Annotated in this window: 19 protein-coding genes, 1 tRNA gene and 2 pseudogenes; 9 read left to right on the top strand and 13 right to left on the bottom strand. The window is 57.7% G+C overall.

Going from position 1 to position 24,279, the window contains the following annotated elements; all coding sequences use genetic code 11:
* Positions 1 to 24: 24 nt before the first annotated feature.
* The 5 genes from B8746_RS16160 to B8746_RS16140 all read right to left on the bottom strand — a co-directional run bounded on the left by B8746_RS16160 (position 25) and on the right by B8746_RS16140 (position 5,900).
* On the bottom strand, positions 25 to 2,916 hold the full coding sequence (locus tag B8746_RS16160) for an ATP-dependent helicase (RefSeq protein WP_084394726.1): 2,892 nt from the start codon (positions 2,914 to 2,916) through the stop codon (positions 25 to 27).
* Positions 2,917 to 3,021: 105 nt separating this feature from the next.
* Positions 3,022 to 4,122 carry a tyrosine-type recombinase/integrase gene (locus tag B8746_RS16155; RefSeq protein WP_084394725.1) on the bottom strand — a complete coding sequence of 367 codons (1,101 nt, stop codon included), beginning with the start codon at positions 4,120 to 4,122 and terminating at the stop codon, positions 3,022 to 3,024.
* Positions 4,123 to 4,181: 59 nt separating this feature from the next.
* Positions 4,182 to 4,598 (bottom strand): DUF5679 domain-containing protein, encoded by a 417-nt coding sequence (locus tag B8746_RS17650; protein ID WP_373289874.1) that lies wholly within the window; start codon positions 4,596 to 4,598, stop codon positions 4,182 to 4,184.
* Positions 4,598 to 4,804: a helix-turn-helix transcriptional regulator gene (locus B8746_RS16145; RefSeq protein ID WP_084394723.1), complete on the bottom strand. Its 207-nt coding sequence runs from the start codon at positions 4,802 to 4,804 to the stop codon at positions 4,598 to 4,600. The genes B8746_RS17650 and B8746_RS16145 overlap by 1 nt, the downstream gene beginning before the upstream one ends.
* Positions 4,805 to 4,913: 109 nt before the next feature.
* Complete coding sequence (locus B8746_RS16140) at positions 4,914 to 5,900, bottom strand: helix-turn-helix transcriptional regulator (RefSeq protein WP_143434631.1); 987 nt, start codon at positions 5,898 to 5,900, stop codon at positions 4,914 to 4,916.
* A gap of 20 nt (positions 5,901 to 5,920) precedes the next feature.
* Here B8746_RS16140 and B8746_RS16135 point away from each other — a divergent pair, with 20 nt between their 5' ends.
* Positions 5,921 to 6,421 (top strand): DUF6998 domain-containing protein, encoded by a 501-nt coding sequence (locus B8746_RS16135; protein ID WP_084394721.1) that lies wholly within the window; start codon positions 5,921 to 5,923, stop codon positions 6,419 to 6,421.
* Positions 6,422 to 6,423: 2 nt separating this feature from the next.
* Here B8746_RS16135 and B8746_RS16130 read toward each other — a convergent pair whose 3' ends face one another.
* The 3 genes from B8746_RS16130 to B8746_RS16120 all read right to left on the bottom strand — a co-directional run bounded on the left by B8746_RS16130 (position 6,424) and on the right by B8746_RS16120 (position 8,962).
* Positions 6,424 to 7,614, bottom strand: a complete 1,191-nt coding sequence (locus tag B8746_RS16130; protein WP_084394720.1) for a tyrosine-type recombinase/integrase — start codon at positions 7,612 to 7,614, stop codon at positions 6,424 to 6,426.
* A gap of 185 nt (positions 7,615 to 7,799) precedes the next feature.
* Positions 7,800 to 7,884: transfer RNA gene (locus tag B8746_RS16125), tRNA-Leu, on the bottom strand.
* A 358-nt stretch (positions 7,885 to 8,242) separates the two neighbouring features.
* A complete protein-coding gene (locus B8746_RS16120; RefSeq protein WP_084394719.1) occupies positions 8,243 to 8,962 on the bottom strand; it encodes a hypothetical protein in 720 nt (239 codons plus the stop codon).
* Positions 8,963 to 8,998: 36 nt separating this feature from the next.
* On the opposite strand from B8746_RS16120, the pseudogene B8746_RS17465 reads away from it, so the two are divergent.
* Positions 8,999 to 9,630 (top strand): annotated as a pseudogene (locus tag B8746_RS17465) (transposase); the annotation flags it as partial.
* 182 nt (positions 9,631 to 9,812) lie between these two features.
* Here B8746_RS17465 and phnE read toward each other — a convergent pair.
* Genes phnE through B8746_RS16095 form a run of 3 tightly spaced genes read right to left on the bottom strand, consistent with a single transcriptional unit; the run spans position 9,813 to position 12,625 of the window.
* Positions 9,813 to 10,841 (bottom strand): phosphonate ABC transporter, permease protein PhnE, encoded by a 1,029-nt coding sequence (phnE, locus tag B8746_RS16105; RefSeq protein ID WP_084394716.1) that lies wholly within the window; start codon positions 10,839 to 10,841, stop codon positions 9,813 to 9,815.
* Between the two features lies 1 nt (position 10,842).
* Positions 10,843 to 11,661 carry a phosphonate ABC transporter ATP-binding protein gene (locus tag B8746_RS16100; RefSeq protein WP_084394715.1) on the bottom strand — a complete coding sequence of 273 codons (819 nt, stop codon included), beginning with the start codon at positions 11,659 to 11,661 and terminating at the stop codon, positions 10,843 to 10,845.
* Positions 11,662 to 11,695: 34 nt separating this feature from the next.
* Positions 11,696 to 12,625, bottom strand: a complete 930-nt coding sequence (locus B8746_RS16095) for a phosphate/phosphite/phosphonate ABC transporter substrate-binding protein (protein ID WP_084394714.1) — start codon at positions 12,623 to 12,625, stop codon at positions 11,696 to 11,698.
* A gap of 169 nt (positions 12,626 to 12,794) precedes the next feature.
* Here B8746_RS16095 and B8746_RS16090 point away from each other — a divergent pair, with 169 nt between their 5' ends.
* Positions 12,795 to 13,676: a MurR/RpiR family transcriptional regulator gene (locus tag B8746_RS16090; RefSeq protein ID WP_084394759.1), complete on the top strand. Its 882-nt coding sequence runs from the start codon at positions 12,795 to 12,797 to the stop codon at positions 13,674 to 13,676.
* On the opposite strand, the gene B8746_RS16085 is transcribed toward B8746_RS16090, so the two are convergent.
* The gene (locus B8746_RS16085) at positions 13,663 to 14,442 is read right to left on the bottom strand and encodes an HAD-IIA family hydrolase (protein ID WP_084394713.1); all 780 of its coding nucleotides are present in this window, start codon (positions 14,440 to 14,442) and stop codon (positions 13,663 to 13,665) included. The genes B8746_RS16090 and B8746_RS16085 overlap by 14 nt on opposite strands.
* 218 nt (positions 14,443 to 14,660) lie before the next feature.
* Between B8746_RS16085 and B8746_RS16080 the strand changes: the two genes are divergently transcribed.
* Positions 14,661 to 17,339: a TonB-dependent receptor gene (locus tag B8746_RS16080; RefSeq protein WP_084394758.1), complete on the top strand. Its 2,679-nt coding sequence runs from the start codon at positions 14,661 to 14,663 to the stop codon at positions 17,337 to 17,339.
* Between the two features lie 130 nt (positions 17,340 to 17,469).
* On the top strand, positions 17,470 to 19,005 hold the full coding sequence (locus B8746_RS16075) for an alkaline phosphatase D family protein (RefSeq protein ID WP_084394712.1): 1,536 nt from the start codon (positions 17,470 to 17,472) through the stop codon (positions 19,003 to 19,005).
* Positions 19,006 to 19,223: 218 nt separating this feature from the next.
* Here B8746_RS16075 and B8746_RS17645 read toward each other — a convergent pair.
* Positions 19,224 to 19,641, bottom strand: a pseudogene (locus B8746_RS17645) (hypothetical protein).
* Between the two features lie 166 nt (positions 19,642 to 19,807).
* On the opposite strand from B8746_RS17645, the gene B8746_RS16065 reads away from it, so the two are divergent.
* The 4 genes from B8746_RS16065 (at position 19,808) to B8746_RS16050 (ending at position 24,267) form a co-directional block, all read left to right on the top strand.
* Complete coding sequence (locus tag B8746_RS16065; RefSeq protein ID WP_084394711.1) at positions 19,808 to 20,917, top strand: AraC family transcriptional regulator ligand-binding domain-containing protein; 1,110 nt, start codon at positions 19,808 to 19,810, stop codon at positions 20,915 to 20,917.
* Between the two features lie 82 nt (positions 20,918 to 20,999).
* Positions 21,000 to 21,968, top strand: coding sequence for an AraC family transcriptional regulator (locus tag B8746_RS16060; protein WP_143434630.1), 969 nt, complete (start codon positions 21,000 to 21,002; stop codon positions 21,966 to 21,968).
* A gap of 137 nt (positions 21,969 to 22,105) precedes the next feature.
* Complete coding sequence (locus B8746_RS16055; protein WP_084394709.1) at positions 22,106 to 23,302, top strand: acyl-CoA dehydrogenase family protein; 1,197 nt, start codon at positions 22,106 to 22,108, stop codon at positions 23,300 to 23,302.
* An 11-nt stretch (positions 23,303 to 23,313) separates the two neighbouring features.
* The gene (locus B8746_RS16050) at positions 23,314 to 24,267 is read left to right on the top strand and encodes an NAD(P)H-dependent flavin oxidoreductase (protein WP_084394708.1); all 954 of its coding nucleotides are present in this window, start codon (positions 23,314 to 23,316) and stop codon (positions 24,265 to 24,267) included.
* Positions 24,268 to 24,279 lie beyond the last annotated feature (12 nt).

The following is a 24,279-nucleotide window of genomic DNA, read 5'->3' as shown; positions in this document are numbered from 1 at the left end:
TCGGTGAGTTTGGCATCTGCAGGGCTAGGCTCGACAGAACGTCATGTCGCAGAACGCGCGAAAGTCGCAATTCTTACATAGCTTTTCCGGTCGTTCCTCGATGCCATAATCTTTGCTGACGATCCGGCCAATTACATCGTCGACTTTATCGATTGTGCCTTTGATATCCGACGTTTCTCTAGCAAACACGATTCTCGGATTTCCGGATTCCTCGCTTGTGTAATAGAGCGCCATTCTGTCGACCTTCACGCCTCGTTTTTCTTCAAACAAATGCGCATAAATCTGAAGCTGTCGGCGATAACGGGCGAGCTTGTCCGCATCGCTGATCAGGTCCGGTTTCTTCTCAGTCTTGAAATCGATGATCTCCCATGCGCCATCCTCAGCCTGAATGAGATCGACATTGCCGGTCAAAACATAGTCCTCTTTCAGTAGGCTAAGTTCGACTTCTGCTTCCCGCAGGCGATACCAGTTAGATCGTTCCCGGTCGACATATCGAGCAACATGCTCGCGCGCGACGCGAAGGACGTAATCGGCCAGATAGACGCGCTCTTTCTGAGAGATATTCGCGTAATTCGTCTTGAACCATCGGTCGACCTGGTCGGTCGTCACGATGCTCTCTTCGCCTCGCAAGACCGCTTTATGGATGTCCTCAATCGTCTGGTGAACCAGCGTACCGAACAGAATTGCGTTTGTACGGACGGGCGCGAATTCGAGATCCTTGAAGAAGCGGTATTGCTGCGGGCAGCCTTCGAACACCAGCACGTCAGACGTGAAGGAGTAGCTGTTCTTCAGATTGCTAGGATCCACCTCGGCCAACTCGAAAACCGTTGGATCAAATGTCAGGTCTCGCCAACTCTTGAGTGGCGAGTATACCGGTTGAAAGTAAGCTGAAGGCACGTTCCGCTGGCCTTTGCCTTTCGGCGTGTTCTCCTGGCACGTCAAAACAAGCATATTCTGCGCGCGAGAGAAGGCGGTGTAGAAAAGGCGCCAAAAGTCGAATGTCTTGATCCGATCGGCTGGCTCGAACGGTTCGCCGTCGCCAAATTCATCTTCCAGGAGATCGTCAAGCATCGAGGTCTGACGACGTGGGACCGCATCCAGCGACCCACAAATGACGATTGGAAATTCGAGCCCTTTGGACTGGTGAATGGTCATGAAAGAGACACAGCCTGACGGTGCGTAGTCTGACTCGTCTTCATACTCTTCGATGCCTCCATCCCAGAGAAATCTCATGAACAGATTGAACAGTGTGATGAGATCGCGCTCCAGCCGTTCGGGCTGAAGAATAATGACGTTGTAGAGGTACTCGTACTTGTTCAGCAGACGAGAGAACTTGGCGAGGTTGCGCGCCGGCCGACTATCACGCACGCCGCCATGCGCCACGTCGGCTTCAAGAAAGCGGCTGAAGGTCGGAAACTGGATCAGGTCGTAGAACAGGCTAGCGAAGGAGTAATTGGTATTCTCTGCCAGCGTTAGATGACGTTTAGCAGTCGCCTTTGCCCAAGCCGCAATTTGCTCATCGTCGCCGGTTCGAAGATGGGCGATAAAGTCAGCCAGGCAGCTGTCATAGTAGGCCCAGACTTCGAGGTTCATTCCCTCCCGTGTTGTGCGGATCGTTCCGTACTGCGGAAAGAGAAACATGTATGCGCCAATCAGGAGGCGTATCTCCTCACGCTCAAAGAACATGTTTGAGCGAGGGGCATAGACGGGAATGCCGGACGCTTCGAGGTCATTCGCGAATTGAACCACTTTTGCATTCCGAACAGAGCGGAACAGAAAGGCGACCTGATTCCAGTCTTTGATGATCTTGTCGGTTCGAAGCTTCTGAAGGAAAGCTAGCGTTTCCTCTGCCCAATTGTCTTTCCCGTCTTCACCAGGGACCTTGAAAACGACGGGGCGTTCGGCTCGATCAGCGCTCTCTGCTTCGATCGTCTTTGGATAGCGATAGCTGCGCTCTTCGCCTTCCCAGTCGGTGAGTTCCATCCAGTCATTGTAGAAATCAACAATCTTGGGATGGGAACGGTAGTTCTTAGTGAGATTGATCTGTTTGCATTGCCCTGGAGCAAAACGGTCAGGAAACTCAAGAATGTTGCGGATCGATGCGCCTCGGAAGCGATAAAGGGCCTGATCGTCATCACCAACCACACAGATATTCGAATGTCTCGACGCGAGCTTCAAAACGATCCGCTCCTGGATCGTATTGGTGTCCTGATACTCGTCTATCATCAGATAGTCGAAACGCGCGCAAAGCTTGTCTGCGACTTCTGGAATTTCGAGTAGCCGCAGAACTTCGACCTGAATCGTCGAGAAGTCGACATAGTTGAACTTTTCCAGCAGCCCTTGGTAGCGCTTATACGCTGCTCCCATCGCCACAAGTTCAGTCTGTGAAGCGCCTTCCAATGCTCGTGCATCGACGGCCTCTTCCGCGATCTTGTTCAAATAACCGCAAAGATTTTCGGCGACACGCCAAGTCGGCAGTCTGTTCGACGGTCGGATAAGCACATCCAATCCATCGATATCGTCGAACTCAGCAAGACGCTGATATACGAAATATTGCTGATCGAACTGGTCGAGGATCGTGTAATTGCGGCGAATGCTGGAGAACGCCCGAAACTCGTCTAGAATATCCAGGAAGATCGAATGCAGGGTGCCAACGGTTAGATCCAAAGGGTTAAGCTTGGAGCCCGCTTGCTGCATCCGGCCGGTCAGGCGCGTCTTAAGTTCGTTCGCTGCCTTCTCGGTAAAGGTTGAAACCAGAATACGTTCTGGCGCGACTTTCCGATTCAGTAGCAGATTGAGCGTTCTCTCAATTAACGAAAACGTCTTACCCGATCCAGGGCCGGCCACAATGAGAACTGGGCCGTCCAGCGTCTCGATTGCCGCTAATTGCTGCGGATTTGCTCGCTCGGCTTTCATACAGATTTCGATATTTCCTGCAGCCCTCAACTAAGGGTACTGTTTTCTCCTTCACACGCCAGTGTCGATTTGAGGCCGAAAGCAGTGAAGGCGGCATGCAAGGCATCAGGCGTGGCTTCTGAGATGATCGAGAACCTTATTGATCAGTTCCGGCGTGATTTCTCGGTCGGAGCCAGTAGGTTCGGCTTTTTGCAGTGACGAGATCAATTCCCGCTGCCTGTGCGGGTCGATCGTGCCGTAGCTCGTAAGCGTGGTGAGCATGTTTTCATGCCCAAGATTCTGGCTCCAGGCTTTCAGCTCTTCCGGCGTTCGGCAAATCTGCTGGCCGAGTAGTGCCAGTGTTTTTCGGAAGCTATGCGGATTGAAATACGGCAAGCCGGCCGCTTCAAGAGCTAGTTTGAAGATCTTGCGGATAGCATCAGCGCTCGCCCAATGCTCGCGTCTGAAGCCGTCCGGCTGAAACTCTCCGCGCTGATTGAGTCCGATTTGAGTAGCCGGAAATAGCGGATCATCAGGCCCGAACAGGCAATCTCTTTGAAGCGCTTCGATCCAGGCGCGAACGATCTGCTCAACATCATCGCCGACTGGAAAAAAGGCTGTCGTGAAGGTCTTACGGTTCTTGGTTCTGACCGTGCTGCCATCCTGGAAAACAGTTCGGCGCTCAAGATCGACATGGCCAATATTGAAAGATGCGACCGCATTATCTCGAGCACCCGTCAAAAGCGTGAACGCGATGACGGCCCTATCTCTTTGTTCAATCAGGCTGCCAGTCGGCATAGTTTCCAGGACGTGCCGAATCTGCTCGATCGTCGGCGTACGCGCTTCGCGCCGGGCTGTGGCAATCCGGGCATCATTGGCCGACGGATTGAAATAGTCGCAGTCTGAATAGCTAATCTTCGACTTGTAGCCGGGCTGACCCGCCAACCAGAAGAAGAACGCCTTCACTGCATTCAGGCGCGAATGAATGGTGGATTTTGCGAGCGGCCGCCCGGTTTGCTTACTGCGGGTCTCAGAAAGATGGCGTTTGAACCGTTTGGCTTGCTCAATGTGGAAAGCGGCAAAATCCTTGTGACGGGTGGTCTCCTCAAATTGAGCGATGGCCGCTGCCGCATCGTCAACGCTGTCAGGCGACATGCGCTTCGCTTCCTCCAAATATGAGAAATACTCGTGTTTGATCCGCTCATTTTTCGGGTTCATTTTTGTCATCGTTGCGCTCCATGGTCGTGGACGACATTCAAGGGGGCCTTCCCGCTTGCAATTAAGTGTCAGACTGCTTGCTTCGCAGAAGCTGCCAGAATTGCTGCCAAAGGCTTGGCATCGGCTCGCTTGACGGGTTTCAGCATTGACGTCCCGCATGCCTCGCATGGACCTCGCAGTTCCGGACGGCCAGCCCGATTTATCGAGATGAAAGCGGCTTGCATCACCGGCCGCCGGGGCGATCGACAGCGAACGCAATAGCACTGATCGAGCGCACACTTCTTCTGGTGTGCTTTGCGGCTGCTCAGAAAGGCCTGGATATCCGATCCGCGAAGCAGAACGGGCTTCTGGTCGGCGATTGCCGGCAATCCCTGTCTGGTCCAGCGTCGCACTGTTTCCTTGCAGCAGCCGATGGTGCGAGCCGCTTCATCGATCCGGTAAATCCTGTGCTTTCGGATGCCTCTGGCTGATAACCGGCGTCCCATTATTCAACGCCATGCTCCATGAGCGCCCAGATATCAGATGCTTTCCAGACGGTTGTTCCCTTGCCAAGCTTGATCGGCTTGGGAAAGCGGCCATCCTTGACGCCTTCCCACCAGGTCGAGGGACTAACTGGAATCGGACCAGCCGGCGCCAGAATAGATTTTAGCCGGACAAGGCCGGTGCGGGGGAATTCGATTTGGTCAGACATGACACCACCTCAGTTGGTTGAAGGTGATGACGTTCTATCGGGTGTGATCCAGAGACACGTCGATTTCTGTTCTCAAGGTCTCGAAATCGATTTTCCAACCTCGAAATCGCTAGCCGTCGTCTTCCGGCCGGCGGTTCACGCCCAATCGCTTGCAGGCATTTCGAACGTGCTTCCCCACGGTTTCGGGCGTAAGCTCCCAACCAAGCTTGGCGATGTCAGAAGCGATTTCCGCCGGCACCCTGGACACCTTTGCAGATGGATCGAAGGCGTATCCGTAGATGACCATGGCGGTCAAAATTAAGTCGTTGGAGTTTCGAGCCTTTGGATTGGTGGGACCGTCTTCATTGTCATTCGCGGCTTTGGGACGCTCGTTCTGTGAATCTCGGTCTTCCAGCGCTGATCTCAGCGCTTCCAGCTCATCTGACATGGACCTATTTTCGGCCAAGATCTGGTCAACGAATTCGCGGACCTTCTCGCTCCATTCCTCATATGAGATTGAGCTCTTGCGCGCCTCGGCCAAAATTTCATGGTATTGCTGAATTGTGCGCTCTAGCTCTGCTTTTTCATTCTGCGATTTCTTCAGGAGACTGAAGAAAGCGCCCTTCCAATCCGGAATTTTTTCAACCGCATCGACGGCGTCGCGCAATTCATCGGAATGGGGGATGCCGTATCTGTCGAGCAACGGGATAGCGTCGCAAGGACGGCACTGCCAGGGAATGAGCTTCATCTCTGCACACCGATAGACGATGTCCAAGCGATCGAGATAATCCCAAACGTCTGGCAGATGAGCGTAAGCCGCAATCGTGTCGCGGTTGAGCGTGCGCGGGTCCTTGTCCATAGAGAGGGCCGCGATTTCGGCTGGCGTCCAATAAGGCCTTCGCGCCCACCTCGACAAATGAGCATTCAAGAACGGGCTATTTTGCTCCGGCGCACTGCTCGAATCGGACATATCTTGTGTCTCCGGACCCTGTTTACCACAGCCGATGGTGTAGCAAGATATCAGAGGTTGTCCGATTAAGGGAGTCAGGCGACCATTTTTCCACAGGCAGGATTTTTTCGCCTTAAAAGAGGTTGGCCAATAGAGCCGCTCCTTCATGATCCAGAGGGACAAAATCAATGACCGCTTTCGCGCTGCCAGAGCCGATCCGTCACCTCGTGTTGGCGCGAAATGGATTGCGCGATCACTACCAGGTCATGCTGAACAAGGCCGAGTCGGGAGCAGCATTGAACTTCACACTGGATGGCAATCTTGTTGGAGATATCGGTGAAGCGATCGCCGTAGAGTTGTTTGGGGTGAAGCTCGTTACCGCCAAGTCTGTAGCGGGCATCGATGGCTATGCTCCCGACGGAAAGACCACGGTACAAGTCAAGGTAACCGGAACCGGACGAGGGCCTGCATTCCGTCAAACCGAAACGCGAGCCGATCACCTGCTATTCTTTGATCTCGATTTCGAGAATTTGACCGGTACCGTGGTTTTCAACGGGCCGGAGCATTTCGCCATTTCGAAATTGCCTGACATTTTCTCGGGACAAAGGTCCCTGACCGCCAGACAGATAAGGCAGGCGGACGAACTCGTTCCCGCAGAGAAAAGGCTGCCTCTTGTTTCAGAGGTATGAGGTTAGGCTTGAGCGAATTGGGTGATTTGCGATGCCCACCAATCCGCCATTCTTACCCGTTCATCCCAATACCGCGCGCGATGATAAGCTCGGCGAACTTCATTACTTCCGATATGGCCTAACTCAGCCTCAATGGCGTCTTCATGCCAAAGGCCGCTCTCATTTAGGAGGCTGGACGCACTGGCGCGAAAGCCGTGCGAGGTGTGTTGATCTTTTTCGAAGCCCATGCGCCGTAGCGCCTGATTAAGAGTGTTCTCGCTGATCGGCTTGTCACGTGCGATCGATGAGGGAAACACTCGGCTTTCGCTGCCGGTTTCTGCTTTTAGGAGCTTGAGAATTTCGACCGCCAACGGCGAAAGAGGCTTCACGTGTTCGCGGCGCATCTTCGCTCGGGCGGTCGGTATTGTCCAAACCTTGCTTTCAAGGTCGAACTCGGGCCATAGCGCGAGTCGTAATTCGCCGGGACGGGGATAGAGTAGTGCGAGAAGCTTCAGCGCTGCGCGCGTCGCAGGCGCGCCGCTATCATATGCCCAGATCGCTTGAACGACCGCCTTGAAATCGTCGCGGCTTGTCGCCGCCGCCATGTGCTTGACCGTTGGGGCGATAAGCGCCCCTCGCAAGGCATAGGTGGGGTCATTGCTCGCGCGCGCGGTCGCGACTGCATAGCGGAAGACCTGGCCGATCGTCGATCGGAGGCGCTTGGCGCTTTCATAGTTGCCGGCCGCTTCCACTTTCCGGAGGGTTGCCAAGATCATTGGCGCGTCGATTTCCCGGATCGGCCGATCGCCGAAATCCCGGTTCGCCATATCGAACAGCCATTCCTTTTTTGAGAGGGTCGTTTCGGCCTTGCCCTCTTTCCGCAATTTGTCGATCAGCTCGGCCGCAATCTTGCGGAACGTATGCTCTGAGACGGCTAGCCGCTCTTGCTTGTCAGCTTTGGCCTTCGCAGTCGGATCGATGCCATCTGCAAGGAGCGCCTTCGCCTCCTGCCTCTTCTCGCGCGCTCTCGCGAGGGACACATCCGGATACTGGCCGAACGCCAGCAGCTTCTGCTTTCCGTCGAAACGATAGGCCAGCCGCCATAATTTGGAGCCGGTTGGCCTCACCTCAATGAACAAGCCGCCGCCATCGGACTTCCGATACGGTTTCGCGTCGGGCTTTAGGCTTCGGAGCGTTATGTCATTTAATGCCATTTGTTGGTACCGCAGCGCTAGATTGCCCCTCGGAAAGGCCGCTACCAACACATATACCAACGATTTGGCCGGATACCAACGCACTCAATCGGACAGAACGGGACGACCAAAGGCACGCATTTTCCCGCAAATCACTGTTTTGTTGTGATTTTTCATACGCATTTGGATTGTTTCGGATATTCCGATGGTGCCCAGGAGAGGACTCGAACCTCCACGTCGTGAGACACACGGACCTGAACCGTGCGCGTCTACCAATTCCGCCACCTGGGCAATCCGGCTGCGAAGGCGGGGTGATAGGGCCGCTGGGCCGGAACGTCAACGGTGAAATCCAGCAACCAAATACTCAACAGCCATCTGTGGTCCGGACGAATCCGGCACTGCGCACAATCCGCACAATGCCGCCAAAGTCGAGACGGTCGCGGCAATCCCTCCTGAGCGCGCCATCTGAGCACTCGGACGCTGCCGTAGCGTTCCGCGAGCGATGCTTTCAGAGTTGCGAACTGGGGATCGCGGTCCAGTTTTGTTACCCGACTTTCGGACCAAGAAGCCTGCTGCAGCTACAGTGCTGGAGCGAGCAACGAGAAATTGGAATTACCACTGTCGTGTAAGACCAGTTCCTCCGACCCCGCTAAGAATTAAGCACGCCCAAAAGACGCTGAAACTCTGCATTGTCATCAGCACTTTTCCAGCGGTTGATGAACCGACAAACAATCTGGAGATTACCTTCTTCATATTGGCCGTTGCTATCAATTCGATCGAGGGATGCTAGCAGTTGCTTATCGCCTCCCTGTTCGTCGAGATTGAGGTCCAATCCCGACAAGGCACAGATCTGATCCTGGGCGCGCAGCAATGCTTCTAGGTAAAGGCGTAGCTCCTCGGGGTTTCGGAACCCGACATTTTTCTCCTTAACGGTGCGCTCAACTATCTGACCATTGGCGCCCGAGGCCGTCTGAAAAGCTTGGTGAGCCATTCGGAAAGCGGCACGTTCGAGAGGATTGTAAACAGTTACCGGCCCCGACTTCGATCGCGACTTTTGCTGTTTCTCTTTCCAGAGCGGCGCGTCATGCCATTCCGACAGGTCGCCGCCTTCAATGAGAGTTTGAGCATAAGGCGCGTAGTCCGAGCTTAGTTTTTGAAGCGTCGCTTCCGTTGCCAGAAAATCTTTCGCCTTTGGATGCAGGCCGGCCCAGGGGAGTTTGCGAGTATTTTGATCCGTGTTTCGCCACGGCTCACAGGGCTTATGACAAACGATCACCTCGCGCTTCCGGCCGACGGGTTCGGTCTTCCGTGTGAAGTACGCTGGCTCAGGCGTGGTCCTCGTTGATCCAGCCCCGTAATTTCCGGCCATGAATTTGCAGAGTCCTCGACACGAAGAGGATGGCAGATTCGCAAATCACGATTTTCCGAAGAACAGATCGTTGGGATGATCCGGGAATACGAGGCTGGTGTGAAGACAGCCGATATCTGCCGCAAGTACGGCATTTCGGATGCGACCTTCTACAAATACAAGGCAAAGTTCGGCGGCATGACGGTGTCGGACGCCCGGCGGTTGAAGACGCTGGAGGACGAAAACTCGAAGCTGAAGCGTCTTCTGGCGGATGCGATGCTGGACATTGCTGCCCTGAAGGACCTGGCGCCAAAAAACTTCTGACGCCCGACGCCAAGCGGAAGGCCGTGCACCACGTGATGGAAGCACATGGCCTGTCGGAGCGTCGGGCCTGTCGGCTGGCCGATCTCGATCGGTCCACCTTCCAGTATGAGAAACGCGATGGCGGAGACGAGACGCTACGCCAGCGGCTGTGAGAGCTGGCCGGTGAACGCCGCCGGTTCGGCTATCGAAGGCTCGGTATCCTGCTGGACCCCGAGGGCCTCAGCGCCAATCACAAGAAGGTCTATCGGATCTATGCCGAGGAAGGCTTGGCCGTGCAACGACGACGTGGGCGAAAGCGGGCGACAGGCACGCGTTCGCCTATGCTCTTGCCGGAGCAGGCGAATGAACGAGGGAGCCAGGACTTCCCGGTGTGCCGTCCTCAGGTGGTCAGTGACTGGCGCCATACTTGGCGTGCGGCGTTTCTGTTGGATTTGAAACTGGGTGAGGTTCTGAAGTAGCGGAACAGTCACTCGGTTATGCCCGCCAGCGTAGGGCGCTCAGTTATCGGCTCTCAAGCAATGTTCGTCTGACAATGCCGACAGCGCCCCTACAGCAGCTTCTTTCGAATTCGAGCGGCGAGCTGGTCGAGCAGCAGCACGGTGATGAAGATGACCAGCAGGATCGTGCCGACTCGGTCATATTGAAACATGTCGAACCGGCCCTTCAGCTCCTGGCCGATGCCGCCGGCGCCGACTAGGCCTATCACGGTTGCCATCCGCACATTCCTGTCCAGTACATAGAGCGTCAGGGCGGCATAGCTCGGCAAAACCTGCGGCAAGACGGCGAGGCGGAGCGTGGCGAAGCTGCCCGCGCCCATGGCCCGCATCGCCTCCTGCGGGCGCTTGTCGGCGGCTTCGATGTCCTCAGCATAGAACTTCCCGAGGAAGCCAGCACTGTGAAGGGCGAGTGCGAGGATTCCGGCAATGGGACCGAAGCCAAACGCCAGGACCAGGAACAGCGCGCTGATGAGCTCAGGAACCGCTCGCAGGAAAGATACGCCCGAGCGCGCCGCTGCATAGAAGACCCAGTGAGGGGAGTAATTGCGCGCTGACAGCCAGGCGAGCGGCAGGCTCATGATCACGGCAATGAGGCTGGCCCAGAGCGCGATCTCGAGCGTCTCGACGATCTTGCGGATGACGAGGAACAGATAGCCGACCGGCTCAACCAGGACGGTCTTTTCGGCCGTCTGCGTCGTCATCTGCAGCGTATCGGGATCGAGCGTGCTGACCTCGTCGGGAACGGTTTCGAGGTGCGCGAATAGGGGCAGGGCATCAGGGTCGAAATCTGCGATCCGGTCAATAGGGGTGCGCTCGGCAATGGCGAGCGGGAACATGCGCTCGAACACGCTGTCTGCTGAGGCTTCAGCGGCGTCGCTGCTCCCGGACGAGGCGGCGTTCACGGCCATTCCCGCAAGGCGGCCGAACAGGTCGTCGAGCTGCATACGGTGGGCTGAATAGGACAGGAACAACAGGGCGAGGATTACGAGTCCGACCGTTCGTGCATTGAAGATTGGTCTGAGGGCCCAGTTTTGCGGGCTGCTGTGGGCGATCTCCGGGCTGACGGAACCACTCTGCATGCTACCCTCCGACAAGATCCAAGGGACGGCCTGCGCTGTCATGATCGAACAGGCCTGCCAGGCTCCGGGGGGACACGCCGGCGCCAGCGCCGTCGAAAATGAGCTGGCCCTGCTTCAGGACGACGATGCGGTCGGCAAACTCGCAAGCCAGTTCGGTCTGGTGAAGGCTGCAGAGAACGGTAGCGCCCAATTCCCGGGCTGTCTCGCGAAGCAGGAGCATGACTTTCCGCGCGGTTGCCGGATCGAGGCTGGCCACGGGCTCATCGGCGAGGATCAAGGTAGGGTCATTCATCAATGCGCGGGCGATCCCGACGCGCTGGCGCTGTCCGCCGGACAGCTCCCGGACGGGACGGTTGGCCTGCTCTTCCGTGAGGCCGACACGCTCCAGAAGCCGGCACGCCTTGTCCTGAAGGGGCTTTGGATAGGCCTGGAACAGGACGCGCCACCAGCCCATTTGCGGCACCATGGCCGAAAGGACATTCTGCGCTGCGGTCAGGCGGTCGGACAGGCTGCCATCCTGATGCACCATGCCGATGGCGGTCGGCCTGCGCTTGCCGGAAGGGGTGGCCTCCTTTGGCGAGACCTCGATGGTGCCGGAAGTCAGGCGGACAAGCCCGACAGCGGCCCTCAGCAGGGTCGACTTGCCCGAGCCTGATGGTCCAAGCAGGACGGTGAATTCACCAGTCTCGAGGCTGAAGCTGACCTTGTCCAGCGCGACTGGGCCCGTGCCGAAAGTCTTCGTCGCCTCGCAAATGCGAAGCGTTTCAGGGGCCGAGCCTGCCGTCTCGTTCTGGATCTGTAGAGGGGTTATTGTCCGCATAGGGTGGGGCGCGCTCCGGCAGCAGGGCGGGGTTTCAGTCGGTCTGGAGGCTGGCTTTCTGGAGTAGCGCGGCCTTGAAATCCTCGTCGATGAAGGCGACGGCGCGGGCAGCGCTATCCAGCACGCCTTCGTCGATGTCGCAGACGTATCGGTCGACGCGCTTTCCGCCATATCCGCGGATCGATTCCGGATTGATTCCCGGGGTTTCATGGACACTGGAGACCGCTGTCCGCAGCGCGGCCTTCAGGTCCTCCGGCAGATCGGCATGCATGGCGAGCGGCGGGTTGGGAATGGGCCGGGACTTTCCCAGTACGCGGAACCTGGATGGGTCGAGACTGCCCTGATTGACGGCACGCTCATAGGAAATGAACGATGCACCGGCTGCGTCCACCTTGCCAGCGCGCAGGGCCATCAGGCTGCTGGCGTGGCTGCCGGTCAGGCGGATGGCCCCGACCTCGGCAATCGGGTCGAGTCCGGCGTCCGCGATCATGGCGAGGGGATAGGCGAAGCTGCTTGCGGAGTGGGGCGATCCCAGCGCCAGGTCGCGTCCGGCAAGGTCGCTGACCGTTTCGATGCCGGAGTCGGCAGCCACGAACAGGCCGGCGAAATAGGTTGCGGATCCGTCGCGTTCTTCCATTGCCAGAAGCTCTGCGCATCCCCTCTCGCGCGCCTCGATATAGGACATAGGACCAAACCAGGCGATTTCGGCGAGGCCCGTGCACATCGATTCAATGACGGCGGCATAGCTTTGGCCAGTATGGACTTCGAAATGCAGACCCGTGGACTGCGACATGGCGTCGAAGAGAGGCTGGAAGTCGGCCTTCGTGCCATCCTCGGTTCCGCCATCAGCCGGAATCAGCAGGACCCGGAGCGGCTTTTTCGGCGAACCGTCACGCTGCGCCGTTGCCGGGGCTGTAAATGACAGGGCAATAGAGGCCAGCACAGCTAGGATTGCGTGTCGCATGATGGTCACCCTCATTTGTTATCGGACGTCGGAACGCTCGCCTGTCGCAGTGCAGCATTGTCTAGCGCCCGCCTGTGACAGCGATATTACGGCCTCAAAAAATTCTTGATAATTTTTGAGAATTGTTCAATCAATGGGTGTGTTCATTGAGCAGACGCACAAGGTAGAGATGACTCCTCGTAAAGGCAGTAAGTCCGACCAGCCCATTGTCGACAATGTGCTGACCCGCATCAAGGTGCGCCAGGCTACGCTGGGTCCGAGCACACGGTCCATCGCCGATTTTGTCCTCGACAATCCGAGGCAGGTCGTCGGAATGTCGGTGACGGAGCTTGCCGAAGCGACAGGCGCTAGCGACGGAAGCGTCATAAATCTCTGCCGCCAGCTCGGCCTGTCAGGCTTTCAGCAACTGAAGCTCAGCCTCGCCCAGGAAGTGGTTCAGCCTGTCCAGTTCATTCACGAGGATCTTCAGCAGGGTGATGATACGGCAACCGTGTGCCGCAAGATGTTCCATGCGGGCGTCCAGGCCCTTCGTGACACGCTTTCGGTCCTGGATCCGGATGCCATCGCCGAAGCAGCCAGTCTCATCCATGCGGCCGATCGCGTCGAGATTTATGGAATTGGCTCATCAGCCCCCATTGCCGAGGATGCGCAATACCGCATGTTGCGGATCGGACTCGATGCCAGAGTGGTTGTGGATAGTCATATCCAGGCGATCAGCGCGTCTAGGACCGGGTCGAACGTGGCGGTTCTCACCATCTCTCATTCGGGCGCGACCCATGAGACACTGGCCGCGACGCGGCTGGCGAGAGAGGCTGGCGCAAAGACGATTGTCGTGACGAACTTTGCCAGTTCACCCCTGCAAGCCTATGCTGACGTCAAGCTGTTTACCATGGCGCGCGAGACGAAGTTCCGCACCGAAGCGATGACCAGCCGTATTGCCCAGCTCTGCGTACTCGATGCGCTGATTGCTGCCCTGGCTCTGCGCGACTATGAAAGCGCCATAGGCGCTCTCCAGAAGACCTTTGACGTCCTGTCCATCAAGCGGTTTTGAGTATTTGGTCCAGCCGGCGGAAAAAATCGCCCGGCGGTGAGTCCACCAAGCATGCCCGCATTCCGAGCGCGCTGGCACCCCTAACATCGGTCAGGGGGTTGTCGCCGATCATCACAGTATCGGCATGCTCTGTGCCGAGCGCTTTGCATCCTTTGCGGAAGAGGTGTGGGGAGGGCTTTCCGATCACGTCCATCGCGCCAGAAGGAACATCCACACAGGCTCTTATGGCGGCAAGGAGCGCGCCTGTCTCGGGCATCAGGCGGCCCTGTCCGGTCGGATGCGTCGTGTCCGGATTGGCCACGATCAGGCGGGCACCATTGCGAATGGCATTCACGGCGCGCTCCAGACGGCGGTAGGAAAAGCGCGTGTCGCGAAGCAGAACGACCAGGCCGGCATCCTGCTGCACCATCTCGATGCCCAGTGATCGCGCCAGGGCGCGCATCCGTGGATCGCCGAGGACGAGCGCGGGTTCGCTGCCCGACAACGCCGCCTGGTTCAAGGCCTCGACGCCAGCGAGCACCACCTGATCTTCGCGCATATCTATCCCTTCATCCGCGAGAAGGCTCAGAAAATCCCCAACCGTATGGGTGGAATTGTTGGAGACGATCGCTGTGCGGTTCTGGTGCTGGCGCAGGAAGTCCGCTGCCTCTGGAACGATGCGATTGCCTATCGCACAGCACCCGTCCCAGTCGAGCAAAAAGCCTTTCGCCGTCTTCAATGCACTCCATGCCTGGTGGATGGAATGCGGTCTCGTCTTGTGAAGCATGAACTGGCCTTTACCCCGGGAACAACACAGAATGAATTTTCTTCAAAATAATTCTTCACCAAAGTAAATATCATTCACATAAGTTTTGCGTAAACTTCACCATGCCGTCGCTTTTGACCTCTAGAGAACGAACCTGCCGGAGCAGTCTAGCTCCCGCGTACTAGACAACTGACGGCCGCCAGCCCTGGCGGTCGAGGGGATTGATGGAGGCAGAAGTCATGACAGTCCGCGTAAAAAGATCACTCAGCCTGGGGCTCGGCCTCCTGCTGTCAACAACAGCGATACCCGCTGCTTTTGCGGAACCGGAGACCGATACAAACTCGCGTCGCCTGGAAACGATCCGCGTCGAGGGACAACAGGTCGATACGTCGGTGAGCGACCTCGCCGTCGATTTCGCTGAGTTCGGCACACAGGTCCAGATCATCAACTCCGAGGAAATCGAAACCGGGGGCTTCACCAATTTCGGCGAACTGGCGTCCGGCCTCATCCGTGGCGCCAATATCGGCTATTCGCCGGACGAAGGCGAGTTCACCATCCGGATCGATGGCGGTACCGACCGCGACACGCTGCTCCTGGTTGACGGTGTGCCCTACTTCGACCGGTCTTCACCGCTGGAGGACCTGTGGCCTGCAACCGCAATCGATCCGCGCATGATCGAGAGCGTGGAAGTCTATCGGGGTGGCAACAGCCTCTATTTTGGCTCCAATGGCGGCCTCGGTGTTGTCAGCGTGAAAACCAAGGAGCCTGACGGCACGTTGAAAGGACAGTTCGGCGTGTATGCCGGCTCCTACAAGACGCGCGAGATATACGGCAACATTTCCGTGCCGCTTGACGCTCAGGGCAAGCATTCCTTTCTGGTATATGGCCGTTCTTACGAGACAGATGCCCATGAGCTATTCTCCAAAGAAGCCTATGGCGACAACGTGCTGGCGCTCGGCGGCCGGCACGAATTTCCATACAGCTTCAATAGCCTCGGCGCGAAGTATCTGTGGGATATCGGCCCGGATACGGAGCTGCGCCTCGGCGCCTCCTACACCACAATTGACTTTCGCGACTCCTTCCCACAATCGACGGTTTTCCAGCCCAACTTCACTGAGTTTCCGATCTACAATGCCGCATTCAAACATCGCTTTAGCGACAAGCTGAAGATTGATTTGGAAGCGCACTATCAGGATCCACAGCTCAAGAATAATGAGATCGATGCGCGTATTTGTCAGATCCCGCGGCTTCAGGATTTGCCGGAGGACATCCAGAGCATTGCGGCTGATCAAGGCATTACGGGCTTTTCGACTGCCAGCCAGTTTGAAGCCTTTGCAGCCGGCATCCCCGGCCTTCCTACCGGTTGTGTAACCAATCCCAACGGTTCGGCTGGGGGCGCCTATGATGATGTCCCCAATACGCCGGAAGGCATTGCCCGGTCTTTCTGGGTCAACGGCGATACCGAAAGCCCTTTTTACGGTCAGCCTTACGGTACCTCTGAAAACCCGTTCCCGATCGGCAATCCAATTGGCTATGTGATACAGTCGACGGCGAGCTTCGGCGACGGCGGACCGACGAAAGGGTTTGGCACGACTGATCAGCGCGAGTCGGGCTATGTCGATTACGGGTTCAATGCGCGCGCAACCTACACTTTCAATGACAGGATCGAGGTTGTCGCGGGCGTCCAGAATACCAGCTACACCGACAATTCCGATGACGATTTCGGCGTGCGGGACGTGACACTGACCAGTACGGGGGTCTATGGCGATCTTCGCCTGACCCTTCCTGTCCTGGATGGTTTCAGTGGATCCTTCGCAGCGCGTCAGGACTTCAATGACAATTTCGACGACCAGTCGATCTGGAAGGTCGGGCTTCGTCAGGACTTCGGATACGGCCTCTATGCCCGCGGCTCGGGTGGCACATCCTACAGTTTGCCAAAGATTGATGAGATCGGCGCATTCGGTGAGGGGGCGAACATCAATCCGGGGCTTGAGCCTCAGACGGTCAACGCCTTCAATGTCGGGGCCGGTATCGACGGCGATATTTTCGGCGGCACCTACAACATCGAGCTGGGCTATTTCGAGACCGAGATCGAGAACCTCTTCACCTCGCGGGCAATCGGTGCGGTGTGTCTTGAATACGCCAATGACATTGCGAGCCCGCTCTTCCCGAACCTGACCAACGATACCAGCGCGATCGAGAACAATCGCCGCAATATCGTTGCGCCAAACGCTTTTTGCGGAACGGCAGCCAATCAGGGGCTTGAGCCCGGCGAAACCGTGGCCGTGAATGCCTTGGCGACGCAGGACATTGAGGGCTTCACGATCGATGTCGCCTTTGACTTTGAGAAGTGGCAGGCGGACTTTTCCTTTACGGACATGGAATCGCTGGAGCCCAATCCGGTCCAGGGCGCGATGGCTCGCCTGGATGGCACCACGACCGATCTCGATTTTGTCGTTCCTGGGCGGGCTGGGTCAGCGGCGTTGCGTCAGTCTTCGGAGCGGCCGGAATGGACGCTGTCCGGCCTTGTTACCTACAAGCCGAACGACCGCTGGGTGCTCTCGCTGAATCCGCGCTGGCAGGGGCCGGAATGGGCCTATGCCGGCACCAGCCTCGCCCGGCTGGTCGATGAGAACGGCAACCGCATCGTGGATGACCTGAATTTCGGCGACTATTTCGTCCTTAACGGTTCGGTCCAGTACTTCCTTGGCGATGACAAGCAGCATCGCTTCCTTATCCGTGGCGTGAACCTGCTGGACGAGGACTACTTTGAGCGCGCTTCGGGTGGTTCGACCTACACGCGTGACCGGGCCGTCGTGCGCGGCGAGATCGGACCGAACGACAGCGCCTATTATCGCCAGTACGGCTGGAACGGCAAACCACGCTCAGTGTGGATTCAGTACGAATACACATTCTAGAGCCAATCCGGCTTTCCGGCGTCATATCGGCGTCGTCTTGAAACGCCATGATTGGCCGGATCGACCGTCGGCAGGACAACCCCTCCCTGCCGGCGGTACCCCGTCAAACGTCAGATGGAGTATTGAAACCATGTTTACCCGCCGCCTGTTCCTTGCATCATCCAGCGCCGCGCTCTGGGTTCCGGCGCTCGCCCGCGCGCAGTCCGACAAGTATCATTTCACGCTTGGTGTGGCGTCCGGTACGCCGCGGGAGACCAGCGTGATATTGTGGACACGACTTGCCCCCGACCCGTTCAATGGCGGCGGCATGGCGCCCGGCCTCGTCGATGTCCGCTACCGGGTCTGCCGCGACGAAGCCATGCGCCAGGAAGTGCGAGCCGGACTTGTCTCGACATCCCACCTGAAGGCGCACGCTGTTCACGCCCGTATCGACGGCCTCGAGCCTGGCCGGGAGTACTTCTATCAGTTTTATTATGGCGACGATGAAAGTCCCATCGGTCGCACAAAAACCACCGATCCCCGCGCCGGCGAGGCCCGCTTGGCGCTTGCCAACTGCCAGGCATGGGAGACCGGCTATTACGCCGCCTATCGCGATATGGCGGAGTGGGCACCCGACGCCGTCATTCACGTTGGCGACTATATCTATGAGGGCGGTGTTGCCCCACTGGGGCCTGTTCGCCGCGAATATGGCGGCGTCACGCTCGACTATTCCGTTGTCCGCCAACACAATAGCCCTGAAATCACGACCCTTGACGATTACCGCAACCGGTATGCGCTATACCGCAGCGATCGGCATCTGCAGGCCGCTCATGCTGCAGCGCCCTGGATCGTCGCCATGGACGATCACGAGGTCGATAATAACTGGGCAGGGCTCATTCCCCAGGATCCTGACAAGCAGAGCGACTTCGAATTCGCCGTTCGCCGTCAGGCCGCCTTTCAGGCATTCTACGAACACATGCCGATTGAGCTGCCGCCTAACATGATGCGCCTTGGCGGCGAGATGCAGATGTATGGGGCCTACCGCTTCGGGCCGGCGCAGGTGAACCTGCTTGATACGCGCCAGTACCGCTCCGACCAGGTTTGCGGGGATGGCTTTCCGGGAGACCCGCCCTGCACGGCGCTAGACGATCCGTCTCGTACAATGACGGGAGAGGTCCAGGAAGCGTGGTTGCTGGCGCAACTGCGAAACAGTGATGCCCGTTACAACGTGCTCGCCCAGCAGACCTGGTTTGCGCCGTTCGACTATGTCGACGATCCTGAAAACCGCAAACGCAACATGGATCAGTGGGATGGATATCCCGTCCAGCGCCAGCGGATCATTGACGCCCTGGCAAGCGATGTGTCCAATCCGGTGATCTTGAGCGGTGACTGGCACTGCGCGGCGGCCATGACAGTGCACAAGGATCCCGACGATCCGTCCACGCGGCCGGTAGCGCAGAATTTTGCAGCGACGTCTATCTCATCGATCTGCTCCTGGCATGGCCGCATCGACGAAGCCCGCCAGGCCAACCCGCATGTGAAATACGCAAACGGAACAGACCGCGGATACTTGCGCTGTATAGCCGGAGCTCGCGACTGGACCGCCAGTTTCCGCACGGTGGCCGACGCCGCCGATCCCGACTCCCCCGTTTCTGCGCATGCCGAGATGACGCTTCGGGACATGTAACCGCCCACAATCAAACGAGGAATACTGCCGGGGGTGTTGTCCTGTGGGGACGGCCCCGGTTCTACAGACACAAAGTTTGAGCAGGTGATGATCTGAGGGCTGCAGTCATGTGTCCGGTTTGTTTGCGCGGCCCGTGACCGCTGGCTCTGCTGGAGTCCGCTGCCGATTGTCTTCAGACGAATGCAAACTCGTCTCCGCTAGCTGCGGGTGAGCCGCCCTCAGGCGGCGAGAAACTGGTGCCACTCTAGGAGGGCGGCGTCTTGGTTTAGTTTGAGGATTGGGCGACGGTTGAGGTGACGGTCGAAATTGAAGTGATTATTGAAGGACGCGTGTGTTGAGGAGAAATTCTGAAGGTTCGACATCCTTCGAAATCTGCTCATTGCACGCTCTCGACGCCGGACGCCATTGCGTGATCTGCCGCATGAACGAGGCTCGCTTCACGCGAATCTTGCCAGCAAATATAGGCCGGAATCGAACAACCCTGAGCCGGATGCTTTCGTGGCAGACATCAATTCCGCGCTCATGGAGAGGACTTTCGACATTCCGAAGCTACAGGGGAAAACGGACCTGCAGCATCACCGCAAGCTGAATGATCTCGGGTGATCTCATGAAGAAGCGGAATGGATTTCGGGACATCACAATGATGCTAGTCGGGTTGTCCCGACGGCTCAATCCGCCGATTCCACTGACAATACCCTCCAGCCTGGTTCCCTGACGATGAGCGGTATATGCTTGCACGACTCCTGTACTATAGTGAGACTGTGCTTCTCGATCTCGCAGTCTCATTTTGAAAGTCTCGATCATGGCCAACATGCACACCGATTTTTCCGATTGTGCGGCGTCGATGCCATATGGCTGGATCGGTCAGACGGTCGAAATTGCGATTGAGTCCGGGATCGACGTGCGCCCCGCGCTGGTTGAACTTGGTGTGGGTGACCCGGTGAGTGGGATATCAAGAAACTCGGTCATAACGCCTGCCGTCTTCATTCTAATGTGTGCCATGATTATCAATGCGGTCGACGATGAAATGCATGGCACCGCGAAGTCGCGAATGGCCCGCGGTACGGCCAATCTCGTCGTGAAGTCGACGGTTGGGGCGAACTGCCTTCAATCGGCCATTGAGACGATCATCCGGTTTTTCTCAATCGTCGGAAATACCTATTGCCAGCTTCGCCTTGACACCCAGGGTGATGCCGCCGTTCTGCGGATCGGGTCGGAGACATCTGATCCCGAAGTGAGCGCTGTCGTGGAAGAAATGTTTCTTTCCTTCATCCATATGCAGCTTTCACATTTTCTGGGTTTTTTGCTGCCAGCCACGCAGTTTGTGACGACTTCACCAGATCATCCCCACTTGGGTAGCAATCATCCGTATCTGGTCGGCAAAGTGAAGCTGGGCGAAATCACCGCGCTGCAATTCCCGAAGGCATATCTGGGCTTTTCCAAGCGCATTAAGGTTGGGGACTTTCCGCTTGTTGACTGCCAGTTGGGCTGGATCGAACGTCATGCGGAGATGGCCGCCGGCGATTTCTCCGGCGCTCTCGAGGATTCACTGAGCGGCGAAATATTCCGGCTCCTGCTTTCACATGACGGAACATTCGAAGCTTGCTGCAGGCAGTTGAGGTTGGACCCTGCCGACGTTCGCGCGGGCCTGTGGCAGGAAGGGCAGAATTTCCGGTCATTGCGCAGGGCTGCCCTCATAAGAAGGGCTCGCCCGCTTCTGGACGATGGAATCTCGGCAGAAGAGTTGGCGATGGAATTGGGATATTCGGATGGCCGTAGCGTCCGGCGCGCCTTGAAATCGGCGACCGGGATCAGTCTGAGGGAGTTGCGATCGCTGAATGTCCCGGCACATCACCAGACTAATCATCGTGTGATCAGCCGGCTGATCGAAGAAGTTCAGCAACAGGTTTGATAAACGCTCCTTTGCGGCACACGATACCCTTGGCGGCAGCCAGGGAAACGGCCAGCAAACCTTAGCTGCATTGGGTGGTACGGTGACGATACGACGACTTGCCTTTGAAACTGGCATTCTCACCTTGATCGGGGACCTTGGCGCAGAAGAAATTGCGCCGGAGGTCCGCCGCGACATGGAAGGCCTTGATCGCCACGAGCGGCTGCGGGTGCTGGTCGCTCATCTGGCCATGCACTGCGACGAAGACCTGATGGGCGTTTGCGTGGCCCGGCGTACGCCTCTGGCCGCCTTCGGCGCGCTCGCTCACGCCATTATCAGTGCACCGACCATTCGTTCGGCCCTGCATCTCTCGATCCGGCATATCTCGCTTTTTCAACCTGACCGGCGTAATGCCGCCAGATTGTCCTCGGGCAAATCGCACGTCTTCCTGGACTATCTTGCTCCGGCGATCCTGCCGGAATCGGAAGTTTTCATGACGGATCTCTTCCTGGCCAGTAACGTCCAGACGCTTCGTTACCTGACAGGGCCAAATCTGGCCGGGGTCTGTCTCGAACTGGACAGGGACGTCTCTAACCGGGATGCCTATGAAGCAGAAATTGGCGTGCCAGTCCGGTTTGGGGCTGGCCGGAACCGGCTCGTGATCCCCAAGGTCTTGGCGATGAAGCCACTCGGCTCGGCCTTCATTCCACAGTCAGCAGCGCATTTGCGCCTGTCTGAGAACTCACTGTCGGAAGCGGCTCGGCAGGACAGTTTTGTAAACCGCGTACTCCAGGCCCTGCAAAACCCGCAGCTTCCCGGTCGAAACGCGCGGGTCATTGCCGACATGCTGGGTGTTTCCCAGCGCACGCTGCGGCGACGGCTGGAAGCTGCCGGAACGTCCTTCGGGCAGATTCTGCGACAGTCCAATCACGAACTGGCCGTACTCTATCTGCGGGAGTTTTCCATCGGCGATGTCGCCCGTCTTCTCGGCTACTATGATGCCTCCACTTTCCGGCGCGCCTTCAAGGAATGGGCTGGCATGACGCCTTCGGAATACATTTCCTCCGTCTAGATCGCGCTCGGAATGCATCGGCCCGTGTGAAGAAGTTGGCCGAAAATGCCTCCTTATAGTCCGAAAAAGCCTCTGGGCTGCCTTACCTGTCGCCTGCATTCTGGAGGGCACGAAGACAACGCTCAGGGAGGATAAAGATGAGCCGTTTTACGACCGCCGCGAATCTTGTGGCGCAGGACCCGGTGATCGCGCAGGCCCGCAAATATCGGGACGAGCTCGGTAAGCGCGCAGACGAGATCGAACAGCTTCGCAAGCTGCCACAGGATATCGCAGACCGATTCGCGAACGATGGCTTCTACACGATATGCAATCCGGTAGAGTATGGGGGGGCCGGTGCCTCGCCTCTGGTGTATGCAGGACTTGTCGAGGAACTCGCACGTGGCGACGCATCAGCGGCCTGGTGTGCGTTCATCGCGATCACCTCCGCTTTCTCCGCCGCCAATGGCGACACCCCGGCCATCAAGTCCATATTGAACACGCCAGGAACCATCCTGTCGGGCGTATTTGCGCCGAATGGACGTGCCCGTAAGGAAACCGTGGATGGGGTTGAGGGCTATCGCATCAGCGGCCGCTGGGCATGGGGCTCCGGATCACAGAACGCCCATTGGATCAGCGGGGGGTGTTTCATCCTTGATGACAATGACAAGTTGGTGATGAAGGATGATGGACGGCCCCAGCATCTGTCCGCCTTCTTCGCGGCGAGCGACGTGAACTTCATCGACACCTGGACCGTAACCGGGCTGCAGGGCACCGGCTCAACCGACTATGAGGTCAAGGATGTCTTTGTCCCGAAGGACCGGGCCTTCCTTCGGTTTGGCTCCCGCAGTCTCGACTATCCGATTTTCAAGTTTCCGCAATTTGGAATGCTCGCTATCGGGATTGGTGCCGTGGCCCTTGGTGCGGCCCGCGAGGCGATAGAAGATTTTCAGGCCTTCGCCGGAATAAAGGTCCCTCAGGGAAATCGGCGCACGCTTGCTGAGAAGGCAGGCACCCAGAGAGATATCTCCATGGCCGAGGCAACCTTGCGCCAGGGCCGCGCCTTTTTCTACGAAGCTCTCGGTGAGGCTTGGGAATCCGCGATTGACGGAGAGGTCAGTATCGAGAACCGCCGCGATGTCCGTCTGGCCACAACGGCAGCGGTCCAGTCTGCCAAAACAGCAGTCGACTTGATCTATGAGCTGGCCGGAGGAACTTCGGTATACCGCAATTCCCCCATTCAGCGCCGGTTCAGGGATATCCACGTCGCAACCCAGCACATGATGGTCAGCAAGGCGACCTATGAGCTGACCGGGCGTCTGTTTCTCGGACTTCCAACCGATATCGAACAACTCTGAGAGGGGCGCGTATGGCTCTCGACGAAACGCTCGTTCGCGGACTGAAACTTCCACTGATCTGCGCACCCATGTTTCTGGTATCTGGTCCGGAACTGGTGTCGGCCGCATGCCGGAATGGTGTCATCGGTGCCTTTCCTACCGCAAATGCGCGGACACCTGACATCCTGAACGAGTGGCTGCTCGCGATCACAGGCATCTGCAGTCACGCTGGTGACAGTCAGCCGGCAGCGCTCTGGGCCGCCAACCTCGTGACACATCCCACCAATGCGCGCTTTGAGGCTGACCTTGCGTTGGTAGAAGCATACAGGGCGCCCATCGTGATTAGCGCCCTTGGAGGCCCTGCGCGGCTTGTCGAACGCGCCCATCGATGGGGTGGAAAAGTATTCGCCGATGTGAATTCGGTGCCTTATGCCAGAAAGGCGGTGGACGCAGGCGTCGACGGGCTGATCCTGGTATCGTCGGGTGCGGGGGGGCACACAGGTGCCATGAACGGACTTGCGTTCCTCGAGGCCGTCCGCGCGTTTTTCGCTGGGCCCGTAGCCTTGGGAGGTGGGCTTTCCACGGGAGCGGGAATCCGCGCGGTTGAGGTCGCAGGCGCGGATCTCGCCGTCATGGGGACAGCCTTCATAGCAACCCATGAGAGCCTGGCCACACCCCCCTACAAGCAGATGCTGGTCGACGCCGAATTTGAAGACCTTACTCTAACCAGTGCTGTTACGGGTGTGCCGGCCAACTGGCTCCGTTCCACATTGATCGCGGAGGGGATGGACCCGAACCAGTCTTCCGCCGACATGGTGGTCGATTTTACGGAGCGCGATTCCAAACCGAAACGGTGGAAAAACGTCTGGTCCGCCGGGCATGGAGTTGGTGGCACAAAGGCTGTGGAATCAGCGGGCGACTTGATCGCCCGCTTGCATGAGGAATACCTTGCCAGCGCACGAGCGCCGTCACGTTTCATCGTCTAGCAACGCTTCGCC

The organism is Henriciella pelagia (genome assembly GCF_002088945.1).
In the GTDB taxonomy this organism is placed as follows: domain Bacteria; phylum Pseudomonadota; class Alphaproteobacteria; order Caulobacterales; family Hyphomonadaceae; genus Henriciella; species Henriciella pelagia.
Note: the sequence above shows the minus strand (reverse complement) of the source record. Positions and strands in the feature narration are given on the sequence as shown.